This window comes from Sorangiineae bacterium MSr11954 (assembly GCA_037157815.1).
Classification (GTDB): Bacteria; Myxococcota_A; Polyangia; order Polyangiales; family Polyangiaceae; genus Pendulispora; species Pendulispora albinea.
Map to the genome: position 1 here is coordinate 5,110,077 of CP089984.1, position 26,191 is coordinate 5,136,267.

General features: G+C 66.3%; 20 protein-coding genes. 9 read left to right on the plus strand and 11 right to left on the minus strand.

The window, feature by feature from the left end; translation table 11 throughout:
* Nucleotides 1-37: 37 nt before the first annotated feature.
* Nucleotides 38-1,066 carry a PEGA domain-containing protein gene (locus LZC94_20045; protein WXB19507.1) on the plus strand — a complete coding sequence of 343 codons (1,029 nt, stop codon included), beginning with the start codon at nucleotides 38-40 and terminating at the stop codon, nucleotides 1,064-1,066.
* Between the two features lie 354 nt (nucleotides 1,067-1,420).
* Here LZC94_20045 and LZC94_20050 read toward each other — a convergent pair whose 3' ends face one another.
* The 3 genes from LZC94_20050 to LZC94_20060 are packed head-to-tail and all read right to left on the minus strand — an operon-like array spanning nucleotide 1,421 to nucleotide 4,490.
* Nucleotides 1,421-1,666 (minus strand): acyl carrier protein, encoded by a 246-nt coding sequence (locus LZC94_20050; protein WXB19508.1) that lies wholly within the window; start codon nucleotides 1,664-1,666, stop codon nucleotides 1,421-1,423.
* A gap of 20 nt (nucleotides 1,667-1,686) precedes the next feature.
* A complete protein-coding gene (locus LZC94_20055; GenBank protein WXB19509.1) occupies nucleotides 1,687-2,829 on the minus strand; it encodes an acyl-CoA dehydrogenase family protein in 1,143 nt (380 codons plus the stop codon).
* Nucleotides 2,829-4,490 carry an amino acid adenylation domain-containing protein gene (locus LZC94_20060; protein WXB19510.1) on the minus strand — a complete coding sequence of 554 codons (1,662 nt, stop codon included), beginning with the start codon at nucleotides 4,488-4,490 and terminating at the stop codon, nucleotides 2,829-2,831. Before LZC94_20060 ends, LZC94_20055 begins: the two co-directional genes overlap by 1 nt.
* A 425-nt stretch (nucleotides 4,491-4,915) precedes the next feature.
* On the opposite strand from LZC94_20060, the gene LZC94_20065 reads away from it, so the two are divergent.
* Nucleotides 4,916-6,613, plus strand: coding sequence for a B12-binding domain-containing radical SAM protein (locus LZC94_20065; GenBank protein ID WXB19511.1), 1,698 nt, complete (start codon nucleotides 4,916-4,918; stop codon nucleotides 6,611-6,613).
* 4 nt (nucleotides 6,614-6,617) lie between these two features.
* Here the strand turns inward: LZC94_20065 and LZC94_20070 are convergent, their stop codons facing one another.
* Genes LZC94_20070 through LZC94_20080 form a run of 3 tightly spaced genes read right to left on the minus strand, consistent with a single transcriptional unit; the run spans nucleotide 6,618 to nucleotide 10,711 of the window.
* On the minus strand, nucleotides 6,618-8,345 hold the full coding sequence (locus tag LZC94_20070) for a hypothetical protein (protein ID WXB19512.1): 1,728 nt from the start codon (nucleotides 8,343-8,345) through the stop codon (nucleotides 6,618-6,620).
* A 42-nt stretch (nucleotides 8,346-8,387) separates the two neighbouring features.
* Nucleotides 8,388-9,851 (minus strand): condensation domain-containing protein, encoded by a 1,464-nt coding sequence (locus LZC94_20075; GenBank protein ID WXB19513.1) that lies wholly within the window; start codon nucleotides 9,849-9,851, stop codon nucleotides 8,388-8,390.
* Nucleotides 9,848-10,711 carry a thioesterase family protein gene (locus LZC94_20080; GenBank protein WXB19514.1) on the minus strand — a complete coding sequence of 288 codons (864 nt, stop codon included), beginning with the start codon at nucleotides 10,709-10,711 and terminating at the stop codon, nucleotides 9,848-9,850. Before LZC94_20080 ends, LZC94_20075 begins: the two co-directional genes overlap by 4 nt.
* A gap of 116 nt (nucleotides 10,712-10,827) precedes the next feature.
* Here LZC94_20080 and LZC94_20085 point away from each other — a divergent pair, with 116 nt between their 5' ends.
* The 4 genes from LZC94_20085 to LZC94_20100 all read left to right on the plus strand — a co-directional run bounded on the left by LZC94_20085 (nucleotide 10,828) and on the right by LZC94_20100 (nucleotide 15,508).
* Complete coding sequence (locus tag LZC94_20085; GenBank protein ID WXB19515.1) at nucleotides 10,828-12,036, plus strand: hydroxymethylglutaryl-CoA reductase; 1,209 nt, start codon at nucleotides 10,828-10,830, stop codon at nucleotides 12,034-12,036.
* Between the two features lie 283 nt (nucleotides 12,037-12,319).
* Complete coding sequence (locus LZC94_20090; GenBank protein WXB19516.1) at nucleotides 12,320-13,153, plus strand: tetratricopeptide repeat protein; 834 nt, start codon at nucleotides 12,320-12,322, stop codon at nucleotides 13,151-13,153.
* 129 nt (nucleotides 13,154-13,282) lie between these two features.
* Nucleotides 13,283-15,010, plus strand: coding sequence for an ABC transporter substrate-binding protein (locus tag LZC94_20095; GenBank protein WXB19517.1), 1,728 nt, complete (start codon nucleotides 13,283-13,285; stop codon nucleotides 15,008-15,010).
* A 24-nt stretch (nucleotides 15,011-15,034) separates the two neighbouring features.
* Nucleotides 15,035-15,508 carry a DUF3574 domain-containing protein gene (locus LZC94_20100; GenBank protein WXB19518.1) on the plus strand — a complete coding sequence of 158 codons (474 nt, stop codon included), beginning with the start codon at nucleotides 15,035-15,037 and terminating at the stop codon, nucleotides 15,506-15,508.
* Here the strand turns inward: LZC94_20100 and LZC94_20105 are convergent.
* Entirely contained in the window at nucleotides 15,505-16,038 is a 534-nt protein-coding gene (locus LZC94_20105; protein ID WXB19519.1) for a DoxX family protein, read from the minus strand. The genes LZC94_20100 and LZC94_20105 overlap by 4 nt on opposite strands.
* 86 nt (nucleotides 16,039-16,124) lie before the next feature.
* Here LZC94_20105 and LZC94_20110 point away from each other — a divergent pair, with 86 nt between their 5' ends.
* On the plus strand, nucleotides 16,125-17,747 hold the full coding sequence (locus LZC94_20110; GenBank protein WXB19520.1) for a PLP-dependent aminotransferase family protein: 1,623 nt from the start codon (nucleotides 16,125-16,127) through the stop codon (nucleotides 17,745-17,747).
* Nucleotides 17,748-17,793: 46 nt separating this feature from the next.
* Here LZC94_20110 and LZC94_20115 read toward each other — a convergent pair whose 3' ends face one another.
* The 4 genes from LZC94_20115 to LZC94_20130 form a co-directional block, all read right to left on the minus strand.
* Complete coding sequence (locus LZC94_20115) at nucleotides 17,794-18,231, minus strand: GFA family protein (protein WXB19521.1); 438 nt, start codon at nucleotides 18,229-18,231, stop codon at nucleotides 17,794-17,796.
* Nucleotides 18,232-18,281: 50 nt separating this feature from the next.
* Entirely contained in the window at nucleotides 18,282-19,997 is a 1,716-nt protein-coding gene (locus LZC94_20120; GenBank protein ID WXB19522.1) for a serine/threonine protein kinase, read from the minus strand.
* A gap of 271 nt (nucleotides 19,998-20,268) precedes the next feature.
* On the minus strand, nucleotides 20,269-22,728 hold the full coding sequence (locus tag LZC94_20125; protein ID WXB19523.1) for an ATP-binding domain-containing protein: 2,460 nt from the start codon (nucleotides 22,726-22,728) through the stop codon (nucleotides 20,269-20,271).
* Between the two features lie 181 nt (nucleotides 22,729-22,909).
* Nucleotides 22,910-23,677, minus strand: a complete 768-nt coding sequence (locus tag LZC94_20130; GenBank protein WXB19524.1) for a 3',5'-cyclic-nucleotide phosphodiesterase — start codon at nucleotides 23,675-23,677, stop codon at nucleotides 22,910-22,912.
* 203 nt (nucleotides 23,678-23,880) lie between these two features.
* Here LZC94_20130 and LZC94_20135 point away from each other — a divergent pair, with 203 nt between their 5' ends.
* On the plus strand, nucleotides 23,881-24,507 hold the full coding sequence (locus LZC94_20135) for a hypothetical protein (GenBank protein WXB19525.1): 627 nt from the start codon (nucleotides 23,881-23,883) through the stop codon (nucleotides 24,505-24,507).
* Entirely contained in the window at nucleotides 24,507-26,096 is a 1,590-nt protein-coding gene (locus LZC94_20140) for a hypothetical protein (GenBank protein ID WXB20219.1), read from the plus strand. Before LZC94_20135 ends, LZC94_20140 begins: the two co-directional genes overlap by 1 nt.
* The last annotated feature ends 95 nt before the right edge of the window (nucleotides 26,097-26,191 follow it).

Below are 26,191 nucleotides of genomic sequence, written 5' to 3' on the forward strand. Positions count from 1 at the left end.
GACGGCCACTCGCGCATTGGCCAAATGGAGGCTTGGAATGAAAACAAATTCTCTCGGGCGGTGCTGGGTTTCGTTTGCGGCGGCCGCCGTCCTCGCCGCGGGTCCCGTGCAGGTCGCGTTCGCGCAGGAGCCCCCCGCCCCGCCGCCGTCGCAGCAGCCGCAAACGGCGCCATCCGCCGCGGAGAGCACCTCGGCCGGAAAGCTCGAATCGGCGCGGCTGCATTACGAGCGCGGGGTCGAGCTCTTCAACGAGGAGGCATACGAGGCGGCGCTGGTCGAGTTCCAGCGCGCGTACTCCCTCACGCCCTCGTACAAAGTTCTCTACAACATGGGCAAGCTGCACAAGGCGCTGAAGGACTTCGCGGCCGCGCAGCGCGACTTCACCCGCTACCTCGAGGAGGGCAAATCCGAAATTGCGGCCAGCCGCCGCGCCGAGGTGCAAAAGGAAATTGCGCAGCTCGAGGTGCGGGTCGCGCGGCTCGAGGTGACGAGCTCCGTGAAGGGCGCCGAAATCTCGGTCGACGACGTGCTCGTGGGCAAGACGCCCATCTCGTACGCCATCGTGGTAAACCCCGGACGCCGCAAGGTGACCGCGTCGAAAGAGGGCTATGCGCCGGCCAGCAAGGTGGTGGAGGTGGCGGGCTCCGACTCCGTAGCCGTCGATCTCCGCCCCACGGATCTGAGCGTCTCCATCGCGGATCAAAAGCCGCCCAAGCCGGCCGGGCCCCGCAACCGCGCCATCGTCAGCTGGGCGGCGACCGCGGCCCTCGCGGGTGGGGCGGGCGCGTTTGCCTATCTGACGTCGAAGAAGTCGGACGATCTCGACAACCTCAAGAACGCGAAGCAACCCGACCCCGCCGCCCTCGACTCGACCTACGACGACATGCGCCGCAACGCCCTGATCGCGGACATCTTCGCGGGCGCCGCGGTGGTGGGCGCGGGCATATCCATCTTCTTCACCGTAAAGGCCGTTCAAGCCTACTCGGAGGAGGAGCCGGCCCCGGCGCAGCCCAGCGTCAAGGTGAACGCCGGCCTCGGCTCCCTGCGCCTCACTGGGACTTTCTAGCCACGTACGCGCCAGCGCGCCGTAAAGGCCGTTCAAGCCTACTCGGAGGAGGAGCCGGCTCCGGCGCAGCCCAGCGTCAAGGTGAACGCCGGCTTCGGCTCCTTGCGCCTTACTGGGACTTTTTAGCTACGTTCGCGCCCCGCGCGCCGTGAAAGCCGTTCAAGCCTATTCGGAGGAGGAGCCGGCCCCGGGGCGCAGCCCAGCGTCAAGGTGAACGCCGGCCTCGGCTCTCTGCGCCTTACTGGGGCTTTTTAGCTACGTTCGCGCCCCGCGCGCCGTGAAAGCCATTCAAGCCTATTCGGAGGAGGAGCCAGCCCCGGCGCACGGTGAACGCCGGCCTCGGCTCTCTGCGCCTCATTGGGACTTTTTGGCTACGTATGCGGCTAGTGCGTTCACGGTGCCGAAGTTTCCATCGATGTCGTGCTCGTCGACCTCGATGTGAAACTCCTTTTCCACGAACCGCACCAACGCCAGGAGCGCCATCGAATCCAAAATTCCATTCTCGTTCAAATCGAGATCGCCCGGCAGATTCTCCTCGGCCTCGCCCGGGAGGCACTGGCTCACGATGAACGATGTAAGCGCTGCCTTGATGGTGTCCAAGTCGATCCCTCCTTGCCGCGTCAAAGCCCCAGGCCCCGAGCGATGATGTTCTGCTGAATTTGATCCGTCCCACAATAAAGGCCGCTGCCGATGGCGTTGCGCAAGGTGCGCTCGATTTGCTGCTCGGTGGTGTAGCCATAGCCGCCAAAGACTTGGATGGCGTCGCGCGCCGAGGCCACATAGCACTCCGAGACATGGTGCTTGGCAATGGCCGACTCCAGGATCGCCGGCTTGCCGTGCTCCTTTCGCCACCCGATTCGGTAGACCAGCGGCCGGCACGAGTCCAGGCGGACCTTCATCGCCACGATGAGGTTCGCCAGCGCCTGGAATTTGCCAATGGGTTTTCCAAACTGCCGCCGCCGGCGCGCGTGCTCCACGCACTGCTCGAGCAGAAACTGCATGTCGCCCAGGCAGGTCGCCATCATGCAACCGCGCTCCCACTCCATGGCGCTCTCGAACACGGCCGCGCCGCGCCCTTCCCGGCCCAAGCGATTTTCGAGCGGGATCGCGCAGCCTGCGAACGAGACCTCCGCCATGGGCGACGTGCGCAGCCCCATTTTTTCGATGGGCGCGCCGATCGTGAGCCCCGGCCGGTCCGCCTCCACCACGAAGGCGGTGATGCCCATGGGGCCCAGCGCCGGATCCAAGGTCGCATACACCACGAACAAATCGGCGATGGGCGCGTTGGTGACGAAGGTCTTCGCGCCGTCGAGCACGTACCCATCGCCCTCGCGCACCGCGCGCGTCTTCATGGCAAAGACGTCGGAGCCCGCGTCGGGCTCGCTGGCCGCGGTGCCGCCGATGATCGTTCCATCGCACGCGCCCGGAAGGTAGCGGCGCTTTTGCTCCTCGGTCCCGTAGAGCAGGATCGGCATGGCCGCCGCCCACAGGTGCGCGTGCATCGAGAAGAGCAGCCCATGATCGCGGGTGCCATAGCCGAGCCCCTCCATCACCGCGATCACCTTCGGCATGCCGAGCCCCGCGCCGCCGTACTCGGACGGGATGGGCATCCCGAGCGCGCCGAACGCAGCGCACCGCTGCCACCCCTCGCGATCGAAGCGGCCCGTGCGATCGGCCTCCACCAGGTTCGTTCGAAGGGACTTGGCGAAGCGAATGGCCTCGTCTTGCAGCTGCTTTTGCTCGTCCGAGAGCTCGGTGAACATCAACCGATTCCCCCCGCGTCGCGCACCAGCGACGCATAATCGATTTTGTCCGTCGAGGTGCGCGGGAGCGGATCCACGAAGACGAACCGGTCCGGGTTCATGTACCCGGGCAGCGCGCCCGCGCAGTACGACTTCATGTCGATCAGCGAAATGCGGCGCGCCCGCCCGCTCGCGGTCACATAGGCCACGATGCGGACCCCGAGCTCCCGATCCGGCACCGCCACCACCGCCGCCGCGCTGAGCGCCTCCCACCGATGCAGCGCGCTCTCGATCTCACCGAGCTCGATGCGGTACCCGCGCCGCTTCACCATGCGATCGCGGCGGCCAGCGTAGACGAAGCCACCGCCGGAATCCTCTTTCGCATCGTTCGCGCCTTTCACGCGCTCCCGCACCACGTCGCCCGTGCCATACCAGCGTTTTCCATGGCGCTCGAGGAAGACACGAGCGTCCAGATCCGGGCGGTTCCAATAGCCGCGAAACACCGATGGCCCGGCGATGTAGAGCAGCCCTTCGTCCCCGGGCGCCACCTCGCGCCCGGACTCGTCCAGCACCAGCCCTTCGCAATGGGTGCAGAGTACACCAATCGGCCAGGGCTCCGTGCGCTCGTCGGCGATGGGGTGCTCGACCTTGGCGAAGGTGCACACGTTGGTCTCGGTGGGACCGTAAAGATTGTAGTACGCGGCGCGCGGCCACGCGCGGGTGAGGCTTCGAAGGTGCTTGATGGGAAATACCTCGCCGGCAAAGAGCACCAGCCGCAGCGCGGGAATGGGCAAGGCCTCGAGATCCCCGAACTGCACGAGCAGGCTCAAAATGGACGGGGTCGAATACCAGACGGTCAGCTGCTGCTCGATGATCCGCCGCGCCAGGAGCCGGGGGCTCTGCGCGGCCTCCGCCGGGATGAGCACCACGGCCGCGCCTTGCCGCTGCGGGAGGAAAAGATCGAGCACCGATAAATCGAAATGAAAGGGCGCGTGGCTGCTGAACCGATCCTCGGCGGTGGTGGCGAGCTCGGACGCGCACCACTCGACGAACGCGATGGCGTTTCGGTGCGTGATGCTCACGCCTTTGGGGGTGCCGGTCGACCCCGACGTGCAAAGGATGTACGCCAGATCGTCGGGTTCGCGCGCCACCAGGTCGCCCGATGCATCCGCGGCGGGCGCCGGGTCGCGCGGCCCGCGCGCATCCGACCCCGCTTGCAGCACCTCGGCCCACGGCCCGTGACCATGAAGGGATGTGGACGATGCCGCGTCGGTCGCGAGCTCCGGCGGAACGCTCACCAAAAGCTCCGGCGCCGTCCAATCGGCGAGGGACTCCAATCGCGCGAGGCTGTCCGGATGGCTGAACAGCGCACGAACTTGGCAATTCATCAGAATGGCGGCGTTGCGGGCGGCCGGCGCCGTCCAATCGATGGGCACATAGGCGGCGCCGGCGCGCAAGACGCCCGAGAGGATGGCGACGGCGGCGAAGCTTTTGGGCAGCACCATGCCCACGCGATCGCCGCGGCCGATGCCGCGACGGCGAAGAAACGCCGCGATGGCGGCGGCGCGATCGTCCAGATCACGGTACGAGTGCACCCTACCGGCGGAGTCCACCACCGCGGGCCGATCGGGGTACTGCAGCGCGGTGCGCTCCAAGTACATCGCAAGATGGCAGGCGGTCATCGGGCAACTCGAACGATACCCAATCATCGACGTTCCGCCACGCTCATTGCGGTGCGCGGCACACTTTCACGCAGCGCGCTCCCGGGACGCGCGCACACGTTCACGCAGCGCGCTCCCCGGACGCGCGCACATTCACGCGATCGCTCGCGGTGCGCCCGCGCACATTCACGCGATCGCTCGCGGCACCCCGCGCACGTTCGCGGGACGACCTCGGGCTCGGGGCGCCTACCGGTGGCGCGGATATCCCAGTTTCATTTTGGAACGACTCTTCCATACGGGTACGCTCGTGCGGGCGGTGCGCATCCACGTGCGCGCGCAAGCGCGCAATTGCGTTCGTTCGCGCGCATCGGACGTTGCTGCGCGGTGGCCGTGGTGTAACCTCGTGACTCCAGAGCATGAGCTCGAGGACGCCGGGGAGGCCGAGAATGCCAACGAAGATCGTTTTGTTCGACGCGCAGGGCTACTGGCTCAAAAAGACGCGCGACGAGATGGACCAAGTCGTCTTGCCGCTCGGCCTCATGTACCTCGCGTCCTACGCGCGCTCGAAGCTCGGCGACGCGCTCGACATCAAGATTTACCACACGATGGTCGACTTCGATAACGACGCCGAATCGATCGCCGCGTGCATCCGTCGCGAGCGGCCGGACGTCGTGGGCATCCGCGGGATGACCCGTTACCAAAAAGAGTTCGCCCAGGTCGCGCGCCTCGCCCGCGAAAACTCGAGCGCGCTCATCGTGGCCGGAGGACCCTACGCGTCGTCCGACGAGCAAGCGGGGCTCCTGCCGGAGATCGACATCGCGGTGCTCGACGAGGGCGAGATCACCTTCACGGAGATCCTCGATCGCTTCCAGCGCGGGCAGCCGCTCGACGGCATCCTGGGCACCGCCGTTCGAAGGGACGGCGTCGTTCATCGCGCGCCCAAGCGGCCGTTCTTGGACTCGCGCGAGCTCGAGGCCCTCCCCTTCCCCGCCTACGATCTCATCGACATGGACAAGTACGCCACGCAATTGAGCTACGGCTACAACCGCCGGCGCCAGGGCGTGATCTACACCTCGCGCGGGTGCCCCTACCGCTGCGACTTCTGCCATGTGCTCTTTGGAAAGAAGTTTCGGGAGCGGGGCCCCGAGAGCCTGCTCGCCGAGTTCACGTGGCTCTACGACCAGTGGAACGTCCGCGACTTTTACGTGGTCGACGACATCTTCAACCTCCAGAAGGAGCGCGCCGTCGAGTTCTTCCGCAAGCTCTCCAAGAGCCACATGGGCGGCAACATCCGTATCTACTTCGTGAACGGGCTGCGCGGCGATCGGATCGACAAGGAGTTCATCGACGCGGCGGTGGAGGCGGGCGCGGTGTGGCTGGCGTACGCGGTGGAGACCGCGTCGCCGCGGCTGCAGAAGCAGATCCAGAAGCACCTCAAGATCGACAAGGTCAAACGGGTCATCGAGTACTCGTACCAAAAGGGCGTGGCCGTCATCTATTGGGGCATGCTGGGGATCGACACGGAGACCATCGAGGAGGCGCAGTCCACCGTCGATCTTTTGTGCAGCATGCCGCCGTCGACCATCCCCATGCTCTTTTCGATGAAGCCGTACCCCGGCACCGAGGCCTACGCCAAGCTCCGGGCCAAGGAGAAGGCTCTGGACGAGAGCCTCAAGTTCCAATTCCAGGACACGGGCAGCGAGTATCACAGCTTCGCGGGCCTCATGAAGAAGGACGAACGCTACTTCGATGTGCTCAAGACGTGGGTCGACCAGGCGCAATCGCCCGAGCGCATGAAGACGTGCACCAAGAACTTGATGCGGATCGGCAACACGGACGAGGACATCCGCATCGCGTACAAGCTCCTCTACCGCAAGCTCCCCAAGCGCATCGTCGACGAGTTGATCCAAACTTGCCGCCACGAGCTCGCCGCCGAAGGCCCGCCGCCGCCGGCCGTGTGGCCCGAAATCGTGGAGGCAAAGCCCGAAAACGAAGCGCGCACCCCGGCTCGCCGGGCGCTGCCCCTGGTCGCAAGCCCGGCGCCCGTCGCGTCTGTCGCATCTGTCACGCCCGTCGCATCCATCGCGCAGGCCGCACCTGTCGCACCTGTCGCGTCCATCGCGTTGGCGGCGGACGCGGAATGAGCCATCACGGGCAGTTGAAGTTGCCGGTGACGGAGCCCGTGGACGAGTTGTAGTAGAGGCCCGACGATACGAAGCTGGCGGCGGCCGAGGGCATGCACCAGACCTGCATGTCCGTGTCGGCGTCGCCGGTGGTGATGTTGAAATCGAGCGGCCCCGTGGCCCCGGTGAGGTTGATATGGCGGCCCTGGCTCAGCTCGAAGAAGCCGGCGTTGAAGGCGCTGGTGTCGCCCACGTTGATCGCAAGGCCATCGGGGACGAGCCGCTCCAAGCCTCGGGCGATGTTCTCTCCGTTGAGCGGCGCGGATCCCACCGCCGCCACGGCGTAGGTGAGAAGGTAGGCCGCATCGTAGGCCGCGGCCGCGTAAAAGCCCGGGACCGCGGCGTCTTGGCCGAAGGAGCTCCCGTAGTTGGATTGAAACTGCCGAAAGAGGGTGCTCTGGGTGCCCGCCTCGGTGCCGATGATCCGCGCGCGCAGGTTGGGGGTCCCGATGTAGCTCGGTCCTCGCCCCGGATAAACGCGATCCAGAAGGTCGCTCGTCTTGGCGGCCGCCGTTGCAAACATGTACTTGGGCCGGTACTCCGCCGTCGGGGACCAACCTCGCTCGATCTGCTCGAAGACTTTAGGGATGAGCTCGGCCGTGCCCACGAAAATGATCAAGTGCGCGAGCTTCGACGCGCTGAGCACCTCCGAGACGGCCCGCGCGTACGCCGCTTCGGCGTTGGGAGCCCCCGGCTCGCCGTAGGTCACGGCCTGGTAGTTCCCATTGGCGAGGTTGTCGGCCGCGGAGAGCCCGTTGAACCGGAGCTGCTGGAAAAAGCTATCCCGGAGCGCGAGCCCGAACGCATCCCCTTTGTGGACCACGGCCACCTTCATGGCGGTTCCGGGCTTCACCGTGCCGCCCGAGCCCTTGAGCTCGGGCTCCACCGTGTTTGGAACCACGGTGGAAATAACCTTGGCGTTGAGCGCGTCGCTCGGAACCGTGCGCCAAATGAGGCGCGGATCGCGGCTGGCGATGGAGGAGATGGCGGCCGATCCGGCGGAGGGAGAAATGATGAGCGTCTTGCTCGAGAGGGTCTTCGCGCCCGAAATGGTGATGACGTCGCCGCTGAAGGCAGGGCCGTGAATGGCGGGGACCTTGACCTCGTCGATCAAGAAATTGAACGTGTCCGCGAGCGGCCCCGACGTTCCATCGCAGCTCACCCACACGAGCCCCCGGTTCTTCTCCCCTTCCTTACGCGGAGGTAAGCCGGGCGTGTTCTTCATCAGATCTTGCAACGCGAGCTGCACGGCGTTGCGTTGGGCGACACCGATGGGCGCGTAAGTCGGATTGACGTAGTTGTTGACGAACCCGAGAACGACCGTGTCGTCCTTCTTCAACTCATTGATGTCGCCGATGATGCCGTTGCAGGTGGGTATCACCAGCTTGACGCAGCGATTTTGGTCCTTGCGGCAAATGTGCGGCGCGTCCGGATTTCGCTCGATGCACTCAGCGTTGGTGGTGCAGTAGCCCGCCTTCGGCTCGCAGACCCCCAGGTCCTTACGGCAGTAGAAGCCGCCAAACTTCGAGCAGTCCCCGTCGTTGAAGCACTGCTCCTTATCCGTCTTGTAGACGATGGTGCAGCCCGTCGACGCGCCGGCCAGCACGCCCGCCAAAGACGCGAGGGCGGCGACGGTGGACGCGGCGACGACGCCCGCGCGGGTCAGGACCGAAGCACGGCGAAGAAAGCTCATTTCGATAACGGATATCAGTCGCGCCCGCGACTGGCAAACGCATTACCGACTTTCCGCCGAAATCTCGTCGAGCGCCTCCAGGAGCCAACCTAAAGCGTAGTCGATCGTTTCCGCCGTAAATAAGTCCGGTTGATAGGTACAAAGAAGCAAATCCCGCTCCACGGCGAACAGAAGATCCATTCGGTACATGCGCATGGGAAATGCGAAGACGCGCAAAAAAGCGCTCTCCAAGGTCCCCGCCCTTCCCGAGCGGTTCGCGCTTCCCGGGCTACCCGAGGTCGCCAACGGCGGCGCGATCAGCGGCTTGCAGGCGATTTCGGCGGCGTCGGGCCAGCGCGCCGAAAGCATGGCTCGCGGATGGTCCGGGGCTTGGCCCTCGCAATCGTAAAAAGGAACATGGTCGGTAATGCCAAATGTGAACCGATAGGTTTGTCCGGTGGCCTCCTCGATACGCCGCAATGGTAACTCGTGAATCAACGCCCGGCGAATCGATGACTGCGTTGCGCGAACGACATCGGAGCGTGTTTGCACACCGGGCAACAGGCGGACGCGCACCGGCAACATATCGGCAAAGGAGCCAATCAACGACTTCGTTTGCGTCGTTCGATGGGCGGAAGCGACCAAGGTCACGATGTCGGTGGCGCCAGACCATCGTTGAGCTACGAGCGCCAACGCGGCGAGCACCATGGAAAATCGGGTGCAACCGAGCGCACGGCTCGACCTAGCCACCCGCTCCGCCAATTCTTTTTCGACGCGAACCCATCGCGTTTGCTCCGGCGATGGGCGGGTGCTGCGCGGTTGGCGATGGGGCGGTTGGTAGCACGTAGCGCCCTCGAGGTACGTGCGCCAGAATGCGACCCTGCGGTCATCCGGCGCGATCCGCGCGCGCTGGGCGCGCGCCACCTCGGCAAAGCGAACGGGCAAAGGCGGCAAATGCTGCAACACAGGCCGCGCGGGGGTGTCCTCCTCTATTAAGGCGGTATAGAGGGCACGCAACTCCCCAATAAAGTTGCGGTACGACCAAAAATCGACGTTCACATGATTGGTGGTCCACAAAAGGACGTGGTGCTCGGCGCCCAGACGCAAAAGGCGGGTGCGATGCACGGGGCCACGGACGAAGTCGAGCGGGAGCTCCACCTCGCTGCGAATGGCGTCATCGAGCGCGAGCGCGCGCGCGGCATCGGGGAGGCTCGAAAGATCCGTCGCGATCAAGGTGCCGGTCCTTGGCTTTTCGACGATTTGCCTTGGCTGCCCCTTCACCAGACGAAGGCAGGTGCGGAGCGGCTCGTGGCGCTCCTCGAGGAGGGCGAGCGCTTTCCCCAGCCGGTCCACGTCGAGGGGTCCGGTGATCTCGAACGCCAGATTGCCATTGAACCGCGCGGGGCCGCTGTCGGGATATTGCAGCAAAAACCAGAGGTACTGCTGCGCAAATCCAAGCGGCGCCGGCTCGTCCTCCGTCTCCGCGTCGGCGCGGGCCTCCAGGTGTGGGTTGCCGAGCGGGTTCACGGGTTTGCACCCGGAGCGAGCGGGCCGCTGGTGCGATAAAGCATTTGGCAATCGCCCTGGGCGACCTGGTCCCCATCGCGGGTCCAAACCGTGGCCGCGCCGTCGATTAACCCGCCAAGCGCGATGTCCGAACGCGCCAGGCAGCGAAGCCACTCGGTGCTCGCCGGATGGTAAAAGCGCGCGCCGAGCGCCATGGCCGGCGCGATGATCGGAGCGCGCCGGATGTGCGGGTTCATCGCGGCCAGCCAGGTGCCCACGTAAATGGCAATGAGCGCGCGCGCGGCGTCGGCAAATGCATTCGGCAGAACGGGGCGCGGGCGAAAGCGGTACCAGCCATCGAGCTGCGGCTCGCCGGGCTCGTGCCATCCTTGCCAACCAATCAAGCGCTGCTCGAGGTGCGTCCACAAGGTGATGCGCGGCGAGGGCGGGATGGGCATGGCGCCCAAATCCCACTCCGGCAGGGTTTCGATGGGCGGGCTCTCGGGCATCGAACGGACATCGCGATCGTCGAGGTCGACCGCGGCGCGCTCCCCCACGGCCCACACGGACGCCTCGAGGACGGGGCGCTCTTGCTGCGTCATCGACACGTGCAGCGACTCGGCGCGTTTGCCGCCAAAGGCGCGGCGCACGGCGAGCCGTACGGGGCCGACCAGCACCGGGCCGAGAAAGTGGCAATTGAACCGAGCGGGCCGTTCGAGCCCACTCGCCATTCCGGCTGCACGTAAGGCGATGGCGGCAAGGTAACCCCCGTTGGGGCCAAAGACGGACCAATCGCTCGTAACGTGACCGCTGTACGTGCCAGCCGTACCAGCCTCGCCTGCCTCGCCATGCACGGCCGTGTCATCGAACAGATCGCCCATGAGGCCCCCTCGCCTTTTCGCGATTGTGCGGCAGGCCCACGCAATGGGGCAAGAGCTTGATACTACAGGAGTCGATTCCTTTCTTTGGAGACCACGCACCTCAAGCGATGGAGCCTATGAGCAAAGAACACATCGACCACGACCTACCCAAGGTCCCCGCGCGCGGCATTTCGACCGAAGAGGCTCGGCTCGAGCGGCTGGAGTTCGCGCGGAGGATCACCGGAGCCCCCCTCGACCATATGCAGGAGACATCCCTCGCCGCATCGAGCCTCGCCAACAACATCGAATCGCTGATCGGCGGGATTGAAATCCCCGTCGGTCTGGCCGGCCCGCTCCTCTTTCAAGGGGCGTGCGCCACGGGCATCATTTTCGCGCCCTTCGCGACCACCGAGGGCGCGCTGGTGGCCTCGGCGACGCGCGGCGCCACCGCCCTGTCGCGCGCGGGCGGGGTGACCACGCGCGTGCTGCATCAGCGCATGGTGCGCGCGCCCGCGTTCCGATTTCGAAATGTGGCCAGCGCCGCGGCCTTCGTGCAATGGATCGAGGCCCAATTCGAGCCTCTCTCGGCCGAGGTGCGCAAATTCTCCGAGCACGCAAAGCTCATCTCCGTGGAGCCGTATGTGCTCGGGCGCATTGCGCATGTCGTATTTCAATACAGCACCGGCGACGCTGCGGGTCAGAACATGACCACGCATACCACCTGGCACGCGTGCCGGTGGCTGCTCGAGCAGCTGCGCGCCATCGAGACCATCGAGCTCGAACACTTCGAGATCGAAGGCAATATGGCGGGCGACAAGAAGTTCTCCTTTCACTCCCTGCTCCGCGGGCGCGGCTTCCGCGTGGTGGCCGACTGCGATGTGCCGCGCGAGGTCTTGAGCGAGGTGCTCAAGGTGACCCCCGAGCGCCTGATGCTCGCGCACGAGCACAGCATGAGCGGCTCGTTCCAAGCGGGATCGCTCTACAACATCAACGCCAGCAACGCGGTCACCGCCATCTTCGCGGCCACCGGGCAGGACATCGCGTGCGTGCACGAGTCCTCGGGCGCGCTGCTCTCCATTCAGAGCGCGCCGCACGGCATCTACGCCAGCATCCTCTTGCCGAGCCTCGTGGTGGGGACGGTCGGTGGCGGCACGCATCTGCCACGGCAGCGCGAAATGCTGCAGCTGATGGGGTGCCTCGGCGATGGCCACGCCGAGCGCCTGGCCGAGATCATCGCCGGCTTCTGCCTCGCCCTCGACCTATCGACCCTGGCCGCGGCGGCGAGCGATCAGTTGGCCGCGGCACACGAACGTCTCGGTCGCAACAGGCCAGTGAAGAAAATGTGAATCGCACTCCCAATCATCGCCATTCGACGTCATTCCGCCTTGGTGCCGAGCGTGTAGTCGACTCTGCGCAGGCGCCGGATCGTGCGCACTTGTGAGTTGACGAAGCGATCGCGCCGTAGGAAAGATGCGCTTCATGAGGCACTGCCGTCTCGCACTCGCCGTTTTGCTCACGATCACGCAGTCGGCCTCGCTTCCTGCGTTTGCTCAGCAGGCAACGCCGCCTACCCCTCAAGGCTCTCCGGCCGGCAAACCGCCCGGTGGCCCGCAAGGCACCCCCGCCTGGATGAGTCCGCGCATGGAAGAAGCGCGCACCCGATACAGCCGCGGGCTGAAACTCTACGACGAAGGCAACATCATCGCGGCGCGCGTCGAATTCGAGCGCGCGTACGAGCTCGCGCCGAGCTACCGCATCCTCTACAACATCGGCCTCTGCTACAAAAAGCAGAATGACTATGTCGAGGCGCTAAAGGCTTTCGAGCGCTATCTGTCGGACGGCGGGGACGAGGTGCCCGAAGAGCGCCGCGTCGCCGTCAACAAAGAGATTCAAGACCTACGGCCCAACATCGCCACGGTCACCATCTCCACCAACATCCCCGGCGCGTCCATCACGGTGGACGATGTTCCAGTGGGACAGACCCCGCTCTCGCAGAAGGTCCTGGTCAACCCGGGCCGGCGCAGGATCGCAGCCTCCAAGAGCGGCATGTTCCCGGCCACCAAGTCGGTCGTCTTCGCCGGCTCGGACGTCCAAACGGTCTCCCTCGAGCTGGTCGACCTCCCCAAAGCCGCCACGGAGACGCGCGAGGAGCCGCACAAGGTGCCCTACTGGGCCTGGGGTATCACCGGCGGGCTCGCGGCGGGCGCCATCGTCACCGGCGTCCTCGCGCTCAAGGCCAACTCCGACCAAAACGCCCTCGTCGAACGCGAAGACTCCTCGCGCCCCGATATCGACAGCGCGCGCGACAAGACGAAGGCGTTCTCGATCGCGGCCGATGTCCTAACCGCGTCGGCCGTCATCATGGGTGGTATATCTCTCTACCTCACGCTGCATAAGTCGGAAAAATCCACTACGACAGCGCGTTTGACCCCGGGCGGCGTCAGCCTGGTCGGACAATTCTAATCCGATCGATCTCGTTCGATCTCGATTGAGTTTGATCGGGCGCAATGTGCCTCTCGATCGGACGAGAACGAGCTCGGGCGAGCTCGACGCCTGAACCTCTTCCTGTTACACCACATAAGGCTTCCATCGATGAGCACCATGCCGCGCGCGGGGGGACGACCCATGCTCCATACCTCGCCAAGAAGGCCAAAGCCGCCCGTTGTCGTCGCGCTCTTGAGCCTCGCCCTCAGCGCCTTCGCCGCGTCCAACACGGCGTGTACGGCGCTTTTGGGCAAGACCACCGATCAGTGCTCGACGAATCAAGATTGCACCAAGTTCAGTGGGAAGCGTTTCTGCCGCAGGAGCGACGCGACCTGCCAACCGCTGGTGACCCCCGAGTGCCCGCGCGTCTTTGGCGGCACCAACGATCAGGGGTACTTGGATGACAACGCCGTTTACATCGGCGCGGTGATCTCGCTGACCGGCGCGTACGGCGACAACGGTGGGTACATCCCCTTCGAGGGCGCCGTCCGGACGGCGCTCGACGATTTCGACAAGGAGTCGAAGGGTCTGCCCCCCGCGGCAGGGACCAACGGGCGCCGCCGGCCGCTGGTGGCCATCATGTGCGACGACAAGAGCGCGGAGGACTCGGACGAGAATCGGACCGTGCTGCGCGCCGCCGACCACCTGGTGAACACCGTGGGCGTGTCGGCCGTCATCGGAACGCCCTCGACGAGCACCACCTTGGCCATGGCGACCGAGCGCACCATCCCGGGCGGTGTCTTTACGATTTCACCCTCGGCCACCGCCGAAAATCTAAGCTTGCTGCAAGATTATCCGGCGGGCGACTCGCCCGAAAATGGCCTGCTCTGGCGCACGGCCCCCTCGGATCGCTTTCAGGCGGCGGCCATCGCAGCCTACCTGCAGCAAAGGCTGATCCCCGGGCTCCACAAGGCGCCGAAGAACGTGCCTGCGGGGCAGGTGAAGATCCTCAATCTGTTCCGGGGAGACGCGTACGGCGAAGGGCTGAATGCCATCTTCAAGGCGACCGACGCGTTCAATGCCATCCGGGGCGAACAATACCGTGAGTTCAATTACGGTACGACGGTGGGCAGTCCCACCCCGACCGACATCTCGGCGCAGATTCGGGATTTTGCTCCCCACATCATTCTGACGTTCGGTTTGTCGGAGTCGGCGGACACCATCAAAGAGACGGAGCGGCTGTGGGGCGAATTGCCCAGCACGCGGAACCAACCCCGCCCGTACTACGTATCCACGGAGGGCGTGGCCGTGCAGGCCTTGCCCGAGATCGTCAAGGGCAGCACCGTGGACCCCAAGCTGAACACCCGCGCGCTCTATGCCTCGCCCAACCTCACGGCGGTCGAGAACGAGATCTTCTCGTTCTTCCGCGACAGCTACAACGCGACGATGGACCGGCTTTACCAGCCCGGGCAAGCGGCGGACGCCAAGGGGAAGATCAATTACTTCGGCCTGGCCGGCACCTACGACTCGGTTTACATCCTCGGCTACGCCATCACCAGCGCCAGCAGCGGCAATCGCTCGGGCAAGGTGACGGGGCGAGACATCGCGCAGGCCATGAAGAAGCTGGTCAACGGCGACGCGGCGCCGCTCTATCGAAGGCAGATGGGGCAAGCGCTCGCCACCCTGAGCAACGGCGGCACGGTCAACATCAGCGGGGCCTCCGGGCCGCTCGACTTCGACCTGAAGACGGGCGACGTGGCCGCCGACATTCCGCTCGCGTGCCTGACCGCCAGCGGCGACTCGACATCGTCGGCGCTCGTTTACCGAGTTGGCACCAAGAATGTCGACGGGACGTTCGATAAGGACGCTTGTGGCTACACACCTCCGCAACCTTAATCCGCCGAAGGGGAACCTATACCCATGATGAAAAGCCTCTTTGCCATTACCACCGCATGTTCACTCGCTCTTCTCGGCGGGTGCGCTGCATCGAGCAACCCCGATCCGAGCACCCAAGGGGGCTTGGAAGAGGACCTCTCCAAGCACCGCTGCGACGTTCGCACCGCGCCCCAGGGTTCCGTGCCCATGGTGTCGACCCAGCTCGTCTTCGGGCTCGATCGCAAGGGCACTCCGATCCCCGAGGCGCAGTTCGCGGGCTTCGTGGACGCGCAGATCACCCCGCGCTTCCCCGACGGCTTCAGCGTGATCGACGTGAAGGGCCAGTATCAAATGTCGACGGGCCAGATCATCAAGGAGCCGTCGAAGATGCTCATCGTCTACCACAACGGCTCCCGGGGCACCTCGCAGAAGCTCGAGGAGCTGCGGACGAACTACAAGCAGCAGTTCGAGCAAGAATCGGTGCTCCGCACCGACGAGATCATCTGCGTCGCCTTCTAACGCGCTGACGCGTGGGCATCATCATGGGACGGACCGTGGTCGCGCGACGTGCGTTGCAGCAGGGCGTCGAGCGACCATGAGGGGTCGCGGAAGGTGGCGAGGAGGAGCGCGCCGCCCGCGGCCGAGAAGACGGAGTAGCTGAATGCGCTGTGGATGCCCCGGGCCGAGAAGGTCATGGACAGCGCGAACGACGTGAGGAGCGCGGCGCTGCCGAGGGCGGCCTCCCGCGTGCGCAGCCCCACGAGCAGCATCACGCCGAAGACAATCTCGCCCAAGGTGGCGAGCCACGCGAGCAGCGGTGTGAGCGCCGAAGGCACCCACCAGGTGAGCGTGTGCGTGTACTCCGTGAAGTGCGCGAAGTCGCCCCACCCGACGCCCGGTGCGCCCGGCGGGCCATAGAGCCCGAATCGGTCGGCCACGGCCGACAAGAACGCGGTGCCTATCCCGAAACGGAGCAGGGCTTGCGCGGGCTGGCCCAGGGATGCGTAGCGGTCGGGGGGGCTCTTCGAATCGCGTTGGCTGACTTGCATGACTTTCTCCACCGTTGGTTTCACCGCCAACAGTGTGGTCTGCCTGGTCTAGGCAAAAGATCCACTTTTGACATATTGGTTGGACCATGGCGCGCCCTTGGGTCTTTCCCGTTGCGCTCGATGCAGCCTCGGCAACCCCCCTTTTTCTGCAGATCGCGCAGGCCATCGTCGCCGACATCCGCCGCGGAAGGCTGCGGCCGGGCGCGGTTTTGCCCGGATCGCGGAGCCTCGCCCGCACCTTGGGCGTGCACCGCAATACGGTGCTCGCGAGCTACCGGGATCTGCAAGATGGCGGCTGGATCGTCTCCACGCAGCGCAGCTTGCGGGTGTCCGAGGCGCTCGCCTTCTCGGCGTCGTCGCCGGCTGCCTCGTCGGCCGCATCGTGGTCTGCTGCGTCCTCGGTCGCTTCGTCGAGGGGCGTCTCGTCGAGGGGCGTCTCGTCGTCGGGCGCCTCGTCGTCGGGCGTCTCGTCGCCGACCGGCGCCTCGTCCAAGGCGCCGGTGCGCGCGCGGACGAATGGCGCGCCGGGGTTCGATCTGGAGCGCGCGGTCCTGTCGCAGGATCTGGCCGAGCTCGGGGCGCGTGCGATGCTCCCCGGTAGCGGCGGTCCGGATCTGCGCTTGCTGCCCGTCGATCTCCTGGCGCGCGGTTTTCGGAGGGCGCTGCGGGCCAAGGGCGGCTCGGCCCTCGCGTATGGCACGCGCCAGGGCGATGTTCGGCTGCGCCGCGCGCTCGCCGAGCTGCTGTCGGACGCGCGCGGCCTTCTGGCGAACGAGGACGACGTTCTCGTCACCAGCGGGAGCCAGATGGCGCTCGATCTGGTGGCGCGCGCGCTGGTGCGCCCGGGCGATGCGGTGGCGGTGGAGAACCCGGGCTATCCCCCGGCGTGGGACGCGTTTCGCCTGGCGGGGGCCGAGCTCGTTCCGGTGGCCGTCGACGAAGGCGGCATGCGGGTCGATGCGCTGGAGGCGCTGGCGAACGAGCGCCCGCTGCGCATCGTCTACACCACGCCGCACCATCAATTTCCGACCACCGTCACCATGGCACCGGCGCGACGCATGGCGCTGCTCGCCCTCGCACGCGCGCGGCGCATCGCCATCGTGGAGGACGACTACGACTTCGAGTTCCACTACGCCGGCCGCCCGCTCTGGCCCCTCGCCAGCGGCGACGACGCCGGGGTGGTCATCTACCTCGGCACCCTGTCGAAGATCCTCGCCCCCGGGGTGCGCCTCGGTTTCGTCACCGGTCCGCGCCCGCTCATCGAGGAGCTCGCGGTCCGGCGCTCCCGCCTGGATCGCGGCAACCCGGCCATGGACCGGGCCATCTGCGAGCTGATCGAGGACGGCCTCTTGCAGCGCCACGCGCGCAAGATGCGCCGCATCTACGAAGCACGCCGCGACGCCTTGGTGGGAGCCCTCCGCCGCGATCTCGACGGCGTCGTCTCCTTCGATGTGCCCGCCGGCGGCATGACCCTATGGCTCCGCGTCACCCCCGAGATCGACGTCGACCTTTGGGCCCAGCGCGCCGTGGCGCACGAGGCCTCGTTCCTGACCGGCCGCGCCTTCGACTTCCACGCCCGCCCCCGCCCCACGCTCCGCATGGGGTTCGCCAACCGCGACGAGCGCGAGCTCCGCGACATCGTCCGCCGCATGCGCGCCGCCCTCGGCGGAGCGAGCTCGCGCGCATCCGTTGCCCCGGCAACATCCTAGCAACGTGCAAGCCCAACCCGAGGTCACGCGGGGAACGGGTACGGGATCACGCCGGTTCTTCGGGGAACTGCGCGGCGCCCTCGGGGATCTCCACGCCGGGCAGCTTCCGCGAGACCCAAATATGCGTGGCCGGGCGGAGGTCGACGGGTTCGTCGAGCGAGCCGGCTTTGACGGTCATCGTATCGCCCGGCCATGCGTTCCCGACCAGCGCCTCGCCGTCGGCGGCCGCGGGCCGATGGAACAGGCGAGAGCCGCAGTTGGGGCAGAACGCGCACACCAGGCGGTTGCCGCTATCGGTGTCGCGCGTCCACTCCTTGGGCTCCCCCTGCGTGAGGCGGAAGCCCGCGCTCTGCACTTGGAGCGAGACGCTGAAGGCCGACGCCGATTGCTTTTGACACTCCAGGCAATGGCAGACGTACAGGGCGAGGGCCTCGCCGGTGATCGCATATCGAATTTGTCCGCATTGACAGCCGCCGGTGCGCATGGAGCCTCCTTCGTAGGAGAGCTTACGAGCGCGCCGCGCGGACGCCGCGACTATTTCTTCCAGGGATCGTCTTTGTCGATCGTATCGACCCCAGGGCGGGCCGGCTTCTGCGGAGGCGGCGCCGTCTCCGACGGGGGCGGTGCGGCGGGCGCGGACGAGGGCGGCGGTGCGGCGGGCGCCGTGCCGGAGGATGCGCGCTTGCCCCCTCCCCCGCTGGGACGCCAGACCGGCGCCGAAGAGCGGTGCTCCTTCTCGAGCGACAGGGGGAGGCGGAGGTTGGCGATGTCGAATGTCACCTCCTGCGTCTTGGACGCGTAGCCCTCGGCCTGCACGCGCACGATGTGCTCTTTGCCGTCGCGCGGGTAGGTGCCGCGGGGTGGCCTGCCCGCGACGGGGACATCGTCGATGAAGACGACCGCGTTCGCGGGGCTGATATCGAACTCGATTTCCGTCTCGAGCTTCGCGGGCGCCGCCGATACCGTGGTCGGCGCCGAGGCGACGGGCGAGGTGGTCGGTGTGTTGGTCTCGCCGCGGGGGCGCGCGACCAAGGCCGCGGCCACCAGACCGCCGGCCACCAGCACCGCCGCCACGATGCCCCAGTGTCGCTGGGGCGCGCTGGGTGCCACGATGGAGACATCGGTGTTGGGCATGGCGGCGTAGTTGCCGCTCGTGCCCATATCGAGCAGGCTCGCCGAGGGCAGGGAGCCGGTGGTGGTGTTGTTGGGCCCGAGGCGCGGGAGCGATCGCGTGGCGGTGATGCCGGGCGACTCCGCGGTGGACAGCCGCGCCTCGATGGCCTGCGCGATCTCCTGACGGCGCTCGGCGAAGAGATCGTTGAGGAACGTGGAGACGTCCGAGTGGCTGTTGCCGGGCAAGGTGGCGAGCAAGTGCTCGAGCTCCGCTTTGAGCGCGAGCGCCGTCGGGTAGCGATCGTTCGGGTTCGCCGAGATGGCCTTGCGGCAAATGCGGACGAGCTCCTCGGGGATGCCCGGGAGCGGAATCGGCTCGGGGATCTTGTGGTTGGCCAGGCTCTGGAGGATTTCCATCTCCGAGGCGCCCGCCCACATCCGCTTTCCGGTGATGGATCGCCAGAGCACGGAGCCCACGGAGAAAATGTCGGCGCGCCGATCGATGTGCGAGACACCGAGCAGCTGCTCGGGCGCCATGTACGCGATCTTGCCCTTGATGGTGCCGGCCTGGGTTCGAATGTTCGAGTCGCTGGCCTTGGCGATGCCGAAGTCGAGGAGCTTGGTGATGCCGTCGTAGGTCACGAAGACGTTCTGCGGCGAGACGTCCCGGTGAATGACATGCAGGGGCGTGCCGTCGAAGTCCTTGAGCTCGTGCGCATAGTGCAGCCCGCCGCACGCGTCGCACATGGCGCGCAGCACCACAGCCAGCGGCAACGGGACACCCCGGGAACGGGCGCGGCGCATCACCTCGTCGAGGCTCTGCCCTTCGAGGTACTCCATGGCGATGAAATACCGCTCGCCGTCGAAGCCGACCTCGTTGGTCTGCGCCACATTGGGGTGGTTGATGCGCGCCGAGAGCCGCGCCTCCTCGAGGAACATCGTGCAGAACTCGGGCTCGGCCGCGAGCTCCTGACGCAAGAGCTTCAGCACCTGCAGCTTATTGAAACCGCCTGGCCCCTGGATGACCGCAAGCATCACATCGGCCATCCCCCCGCGCCCGAGCTCGAAAATGAGGCGGTACTTCCCAGCTACGGGAGGGGATGCCGTGCTCGTTCGGTTGGAGGTTGGCGCCGTCATGCTCGAATTCATCTTGTGTTCGTACGGCCAGTAGCACCCTTCGGGTTGCATCGGCCTCGCGGCCGTCGTGAATCTAGCGGTTTACGTTGCGCCGAGATCTACGTTGGACGATAGCACGCTCCCGCAAGCGTTCGAAAGCTCGAGGCAAACCTACCATCGTAACATCCATGCCGACGTCTGACGACAGGCCCCCCCAACCGACACGTCGGGCGCCGTTTTACTGAATCGAGTCTTGGAGGTAGGTCGGATTCCCCGGATCGGGGACAGCACCCTAGCCTGCGCCGTTGCTCGCGGCGCCGCTGTTCCCGAGGCCGCCATCGACGGCCAGCTCGGCCGGTGCCGTTTCGAGCGCGGCCGTGACCACCGGCGACGGTTTGTCGCTGGCGATGCACCAGAGTTGATGCGCCGCGCGCGTGGCGCCGACATACAGGGCGTGGCGCGCTTGCGAGGTCTCGGGGTACGAGGTGGCGGTGGTCTCGAGCAGGATGACCTCGTCGAACTCGAGGCCCTTGGTCTGGCGCACGTCGGTGACGTCGAAGCCGGGCTCCCAGCTGAAGTCCTGCTTGGCGACCCGCCGCACCCGCGGCACCTCCGCGCGCTCCAGCCCCTCGTAGATGACGTCGGCCTGCTGCGGAAAGCGGGCGACGAGCGCCACGTTGGCGTACGGCTCGTCCTGCGCCAGCTGCTTGAGCGCATCGGCCAAGAACGCGACCGACTCGCCCACCGAGGCAAACGTAAAGAGCTCGACCGGCGGACCGCGACGGGTGGTGATGGGCTCGGCCTCGTGCGCATACGGCCCGAGCACCCCGCGCGCGAACGTGGTGATCTCCGCCGTGGAGCGGTAGCTGACCTTGAGCGGCTCCAAGGTGGTGGCCGCCATGCCCAGCTCGGCGAGCAGCCCCTTCCAATCGAACTCGCCGCGGGTGTCGTCGTCGTCGAGCATGCGCTGCGCGCTGTCGCCCGCCAGGGTGATCGAGCGGTCTTTGGTGGCCAGATCGAGCAAGACCCGGAGCTCGAGGGGGCTGTGATCCTGCACCTCGTCGATGAACAGGTGCGCCATGCGGATGGGCGAGCCATCGGGGCCCGAGAGCGGCCCGCGCATCACCTGCCAGAGGCGCAAGAGGATCGGCACGTCTTCGTGGTCGATGGAGGCCGTCTCGCCATCGCGCTCGCCCTCGGCGCGGACGCGCGCTTGCCGCACGCACCACTCGTGCACGCGATCGAGCTGCGCGGAGCCGAAGTCCTTCGAGCCTCGGAACGTCTCGGTCAGGAGCTCGCGCGACGTCAGGATCTCGTCCCACGCGGCCATCACCGCGCGCGCCCGCGTCCGCAGCTCCTGCCCGAGCCGCTCGATCGCGCCGCGCGTGACCGCCGGCAAGGTGGACGCGTTGCCCGCGCCATCGAGCGCGCGCTTGCCCGCGAGCCACTGGGCAAAGGTGGTCACGCGTTGATCGGGCACCACCTCGTCGCGGCCGCCGCGCGCGTCCCCCGAGGACGAAGAGGCGGGGGCGCCGGTCCAGCGCGTGGCCTTCCACGCGGTGACCACGTTGTGGCCGGAGGGCCATTTTTCCATGGTGCGCTCCACCCGCTGATCGAGCTCCTCGTGCAGGCGCTCCACGTACGTGTGGATGGCCCGGAGCATGGCCGGGTGGTTCTTGGCGCGCAGCACCACGGGCGGCGTGTCGTCGTGGTAGTGGTGCGGGAGCTTCGGGAAGAGCTCGGGGAGCAGGCGGCGCGCAAAGCGCGGGAAGGTGGAGATGGGCACCCCTTCCACCCCGAGCGACGGGAGCACGCGGGCCACGAAGTGCATGAGCGCCTCGTGCGGCACCACGACCATCATGCGGTCGGCGCGAAAGCGCTGCGGATCGGCGAAGGCCAGGTACGCGATCCGGTGCAAGCCCACCGTGGTCTTGCCGCTGCCGGCGCTGCCTTGAATGGCGATGAGCCCCGCGCCCGGGCGCGTGATCAGCTCGAACTGCGCCGCGTCGAGCATGGAGGCGATGGCCGGCAAATGCTTGTCGCCCGGTGCGTGCCGTTGCGACTTTCCATCGGCCTGCGCCGGGTCCGACTTCGCCGGGCGCTCGGTGCGCAGACGGGCCGAGAACGCATCGAGGCGCTTCCAGCGCCCATCGTCGCCACAGACGAACGTGCCTTGCGGCGAGCTCACGCGAACCAGCTTGCCGTCGGAGATGGCCACCCCGCGGCGGGCGAGCACCATGCCCTCGACCGGGCGACCGCCGAGCGTCTCCTCGTAGTCGTCCCCCTCGCGGTACCGATAATAGATGCGGCTCACGGGGGCCTGCCGCCAGTCGACGATCTTGATCCCCGAGCTCGAGTCCACGTACGACTTGGCGCCGATCAGAATATCGCGCCGCTTTCCCCCCTCTTCGAGGCGCAGATGGCCGAAGTAGGGGTTCTTGGCGTCCACCGAGCCGGCGACACCCTTTCCACGCTGCGCGCGCAGCGAGCCCAGGTGGTGCATCTGCTCGAAGAGGGCCGGCAGATCCTCGGGCTTGGCGACCGCGACATCCTCCCGCAGCTCGAGCAGGCGCGCATCGTCCAGCTCGCGTCCACGGAGGGCGGACATGTTGGCGCTGGCGCCCGAGCCGAGCGCATCTTGAACGGTGGCAAGGAGCTTCAGTTCTTCACGAACGACGCGGGTAGCGACTTCATCCTCCTCCAGGCCGGGAATGGCTTCATTCTCGAAGGAGCGTGCGGGGATTGAGGACATCGGGTCTTGGTTGCCGAGTGGGCCTGAGGGCTGGCCAGGTAGGCCTTGGGGGTTCGCGGTGATCACGTAAGCCCCAACGTTTGATACCTGGCGCGTTCAATCGCAAGTGAAGAAAACTCGCTGGAGCACTCGCATGGGCTGCTCGAGCAAAGACCGTGAGCAAAGACCGAACCGACGTGGCTCAGAGAATGAACTGGTCGCCCAGGTTGAGGACCGTGAGGTTCAAGCCTTTGAGCTTGGCGCACTCACGCTCCACTTCACCCTGGAAAGTAGGTTTCATGTGATAGAGCAACGTTGCGAGATCTTTTGAGTTTTTATACTTCAAAAGCTCCGGGCCCAGGGTCTGGGGCGTGTGGTGACCGCTGACGGTCGCGAGCGTTTGCTGGGAATTGGGAAAGCTCACCTCCATCAGCAGGGCTCGCAAGTCGGGCACCTCGTTGAGCACCTCCCAAAACCGCTGGGTCGGCCCCGTATCGCCGCTGTAGGCGATGGAGCCATCGCGGCCCGCGATGACGAAGGCGCTGCAGTCGATGGTGTGGCTCACCAAGATGGCGCGCACGGTGAGGCCGACCACGTCGGTGGGCACCTCGGGCTTGAGCACCCGATACGCGATCGTGGGCTTGGTAGCCTCGGGGATCTTGGTGAAATCGGGCCAAAGTTTTCCGTTGAAGAAGTGCTTCCGCAAAAGCTCGATGGTCGGTTTGATGCCGCAGACGAGCAGGGGCTCACAGCCGTTCTGCGCGCGGTTGTCGGCGATCGTGGCCAAATCGCGGATGTGATCGAGGTGGGCGTGGCTGACGAGCACGGCCTCGAGACGGCACTGCGCCGGGAGATCCATGCCGCTCGTGAGCGATCCGGCGTCGATGGCGACCCGCTCATCGAGCAAGAAGGCGCTCGTGCGGTGGTGCGGCGTCTCGCCTCCGTGGCAACCGATGACGCGTAAGTCCATCGCTCAGATCACCGCACACGGTGACGAGGAACCACGCGGCGCTGCGATGGAATTCCGCGGGAAGCCGAAAGGAATCGACATGTTCGGTGCTCGGGTAGCTCTCGCGCTGCGTTTCTCCAAAGGATCCGCGCTTTTCGCATGCGGCGGAACGTTCGAAAAGTTTACCGTGCCGTTTCGTTCCAAGTCAAAAACAAGGTCGATCGATGCGGCTACTCTCTCTCCTTTTTTTCGTGTCGGGCTTTGCAGCCCTCGTCTACCAAGTCGTCTGGCAGCGGACGCTCTTCGCTATTTACGGGATCAACATCGAGTCGGTGACGGTTGTGGTCACCGCGTTCATGCTGGGACTCGGGCTCGGCAGCCTGGCGGGCGGCGCCATCTCCAAGGACGCGCGGCGCCCGGTGGTGCTCTTGTTCGCGCTGGTCGAGGCCTCCATCGGCGTGTTTGGCGCCGTGTCCCTTCCGCTGTTTCGCGCGGTGGGACAGATCACCCTGGCGCTCTCGCCGGCTGCCGTGGCGTTCGTTACCTTCCTCCTCATTCTTGCGCCCACCATGCTGATGGGCTCCACCCTGCCCTTGCTCGTCGCCCACTTCACACGGCGTTCGAAGAACGTCGGGCAGTCGGTGGGGCTGCTCTACTTCATCAACACGCTGGGCTCCGCGTTCGCGTCCATCGTGGCCGTGCTGGTGCTCCTCCCGCGCTTTGGGCAGCTCTCCGCCGTGCACGCGGCCGTCGCGTTGAACCTCGCCGCGGCGCTGACGGCCTTCGTCGTGCACGCGCGTGAAAAGAAGAGCGCGAAGGGCGAAAAGAAGGGCGCGAGGGTGATGGCGTGATGGGCACCCGCGTTCGTTTTCCGCTCACCCTCGCCGTGGCCCTGATGGCGGGCTTCATCGCGCTCTCGTACGAGATCCTCTGGTACCGCGCCTTCTCGTTCGTGAGCTGGAGCCGGCCCACCGTCTTCGGGCTCCTGCTCGGCTGCTACTTGTTCGGCGTCGCCCTGGGCTCGTTCGGCAGCCGCCGTTTTTGCCGCGATACGGAGTCGGCCGGCGCCTTGCGCGCGCTCGCATGGTTCGTGTTTTTCTCCGACGTCGTCGGATTTCTGGTCATCCCCACCTTGGCGCGTTTGGCGCACGCCACCTGGTTTCCGGCCTTTGGCGTGGTGGCGCTCTCCGCGGGGCTCCTCGGCGCCGTGCTCCCGCTGGTGGCGCACTTTGGCATTCCGGCCGATGACCGCGCGGGGCAGCGGCTGTCTTACGTGTATCTTGCAAACATCATCGGCTCGGCGGGCGGGAGCTTCCTCACCGGGTTCGTGTTGATGGATGCGTGGTCGACCCCGGTCATCAGCATCTTTCTCGGGTTCGTGGGGCTGGCCATGGTGGCCCTCCTCTTGATGGCGAGCTCTCTGGCGAGCCGCCCGACCAAGGCCGCGCTATCCGCGGGGTTGGGGGCGGTGGTGCTCGCGGGCGCGGGCGCGGTGGCCGCGTCGCCGGTGCTGTTCGATCATCTGTACGAGCGGCTGCTCTATAAGGAGTTGTATAGCCCGGAGCAGGCCTTCGTCGAGGTGGTGGAGAACCGGCACGGGGTGATCGCGGTCAACCCGTACCAGCAGGTCTTCGGCGGCGGCGCGTACGACGGGGCCTTCAATGTCTCGCTGGTGGACGACAAGAACGTCATCGAGCGCGCGTTCGCGGTGGCGGCGCTCCATCCGCAGCCGAAGCAGGTGCTCATGATCGGGCTCTCGTCCGGCTCGTGGGCGCACGTGGTGTCGCACCTGCCGGGGGTCGAGCACCTGACCATCGTCGAGATCAACCCGGGCTACTTGGAGCTGATCGGGCGGCAGCCGCAGGTCAAGAGCTTGCTGTCGAACCCCAAGGTCGACATCGTGATCGACGACGGCCGGCGGTGGCTGCTGCGCCACCCCGAGCGCAAATTCGACTTCATCGTGATGAACGCGACGTACCACTTTCGCGCGCACATCACGAACCTGCTCTCGGTGGAGTTTCTGGAGCTGGCGCGCGCGCACCTGCTCCCCGGGGGGGTTCACTACTTCAACACCACGTCGTCGGAGGACGTGCAGCGCACGGCGGCCACCGTTTTTCCGCATGCGATGCGCGTGATCAACTTCGTGGCCGTGAGCGATTCGCCCCTTGGCTTCGATCCGGTGCGCTGGGAACGGGCGCTGCGCGAGGTGGTCATCGATGGGTTGCCGGCGCTCGACTTGAACGAGCCGCACCAGCGCGATGTGCTTTCGCGGTTGCTCGCGCTGGGTAAGAGCTTGGACGAGCGCGAATACGCCTTTTATGCGCTGGAGCGGCGGGATGCGCTTCTGGCGCGAACGGCGGCCGCGCAGATCGTCACCGACGACAACATGGTGTGCGAGTGGGAAGACTTGTTGCGGTTTCCCAAGGGGTCGAATTTGTAGGGGCGGCGCGCCCGCGCGGTGCATAAATACGCGCCGCGCTGGCGCGATAAGGCAAACTGCCCATCGCGCTCAAAAGGCTGGTGATTGCGCTCGCC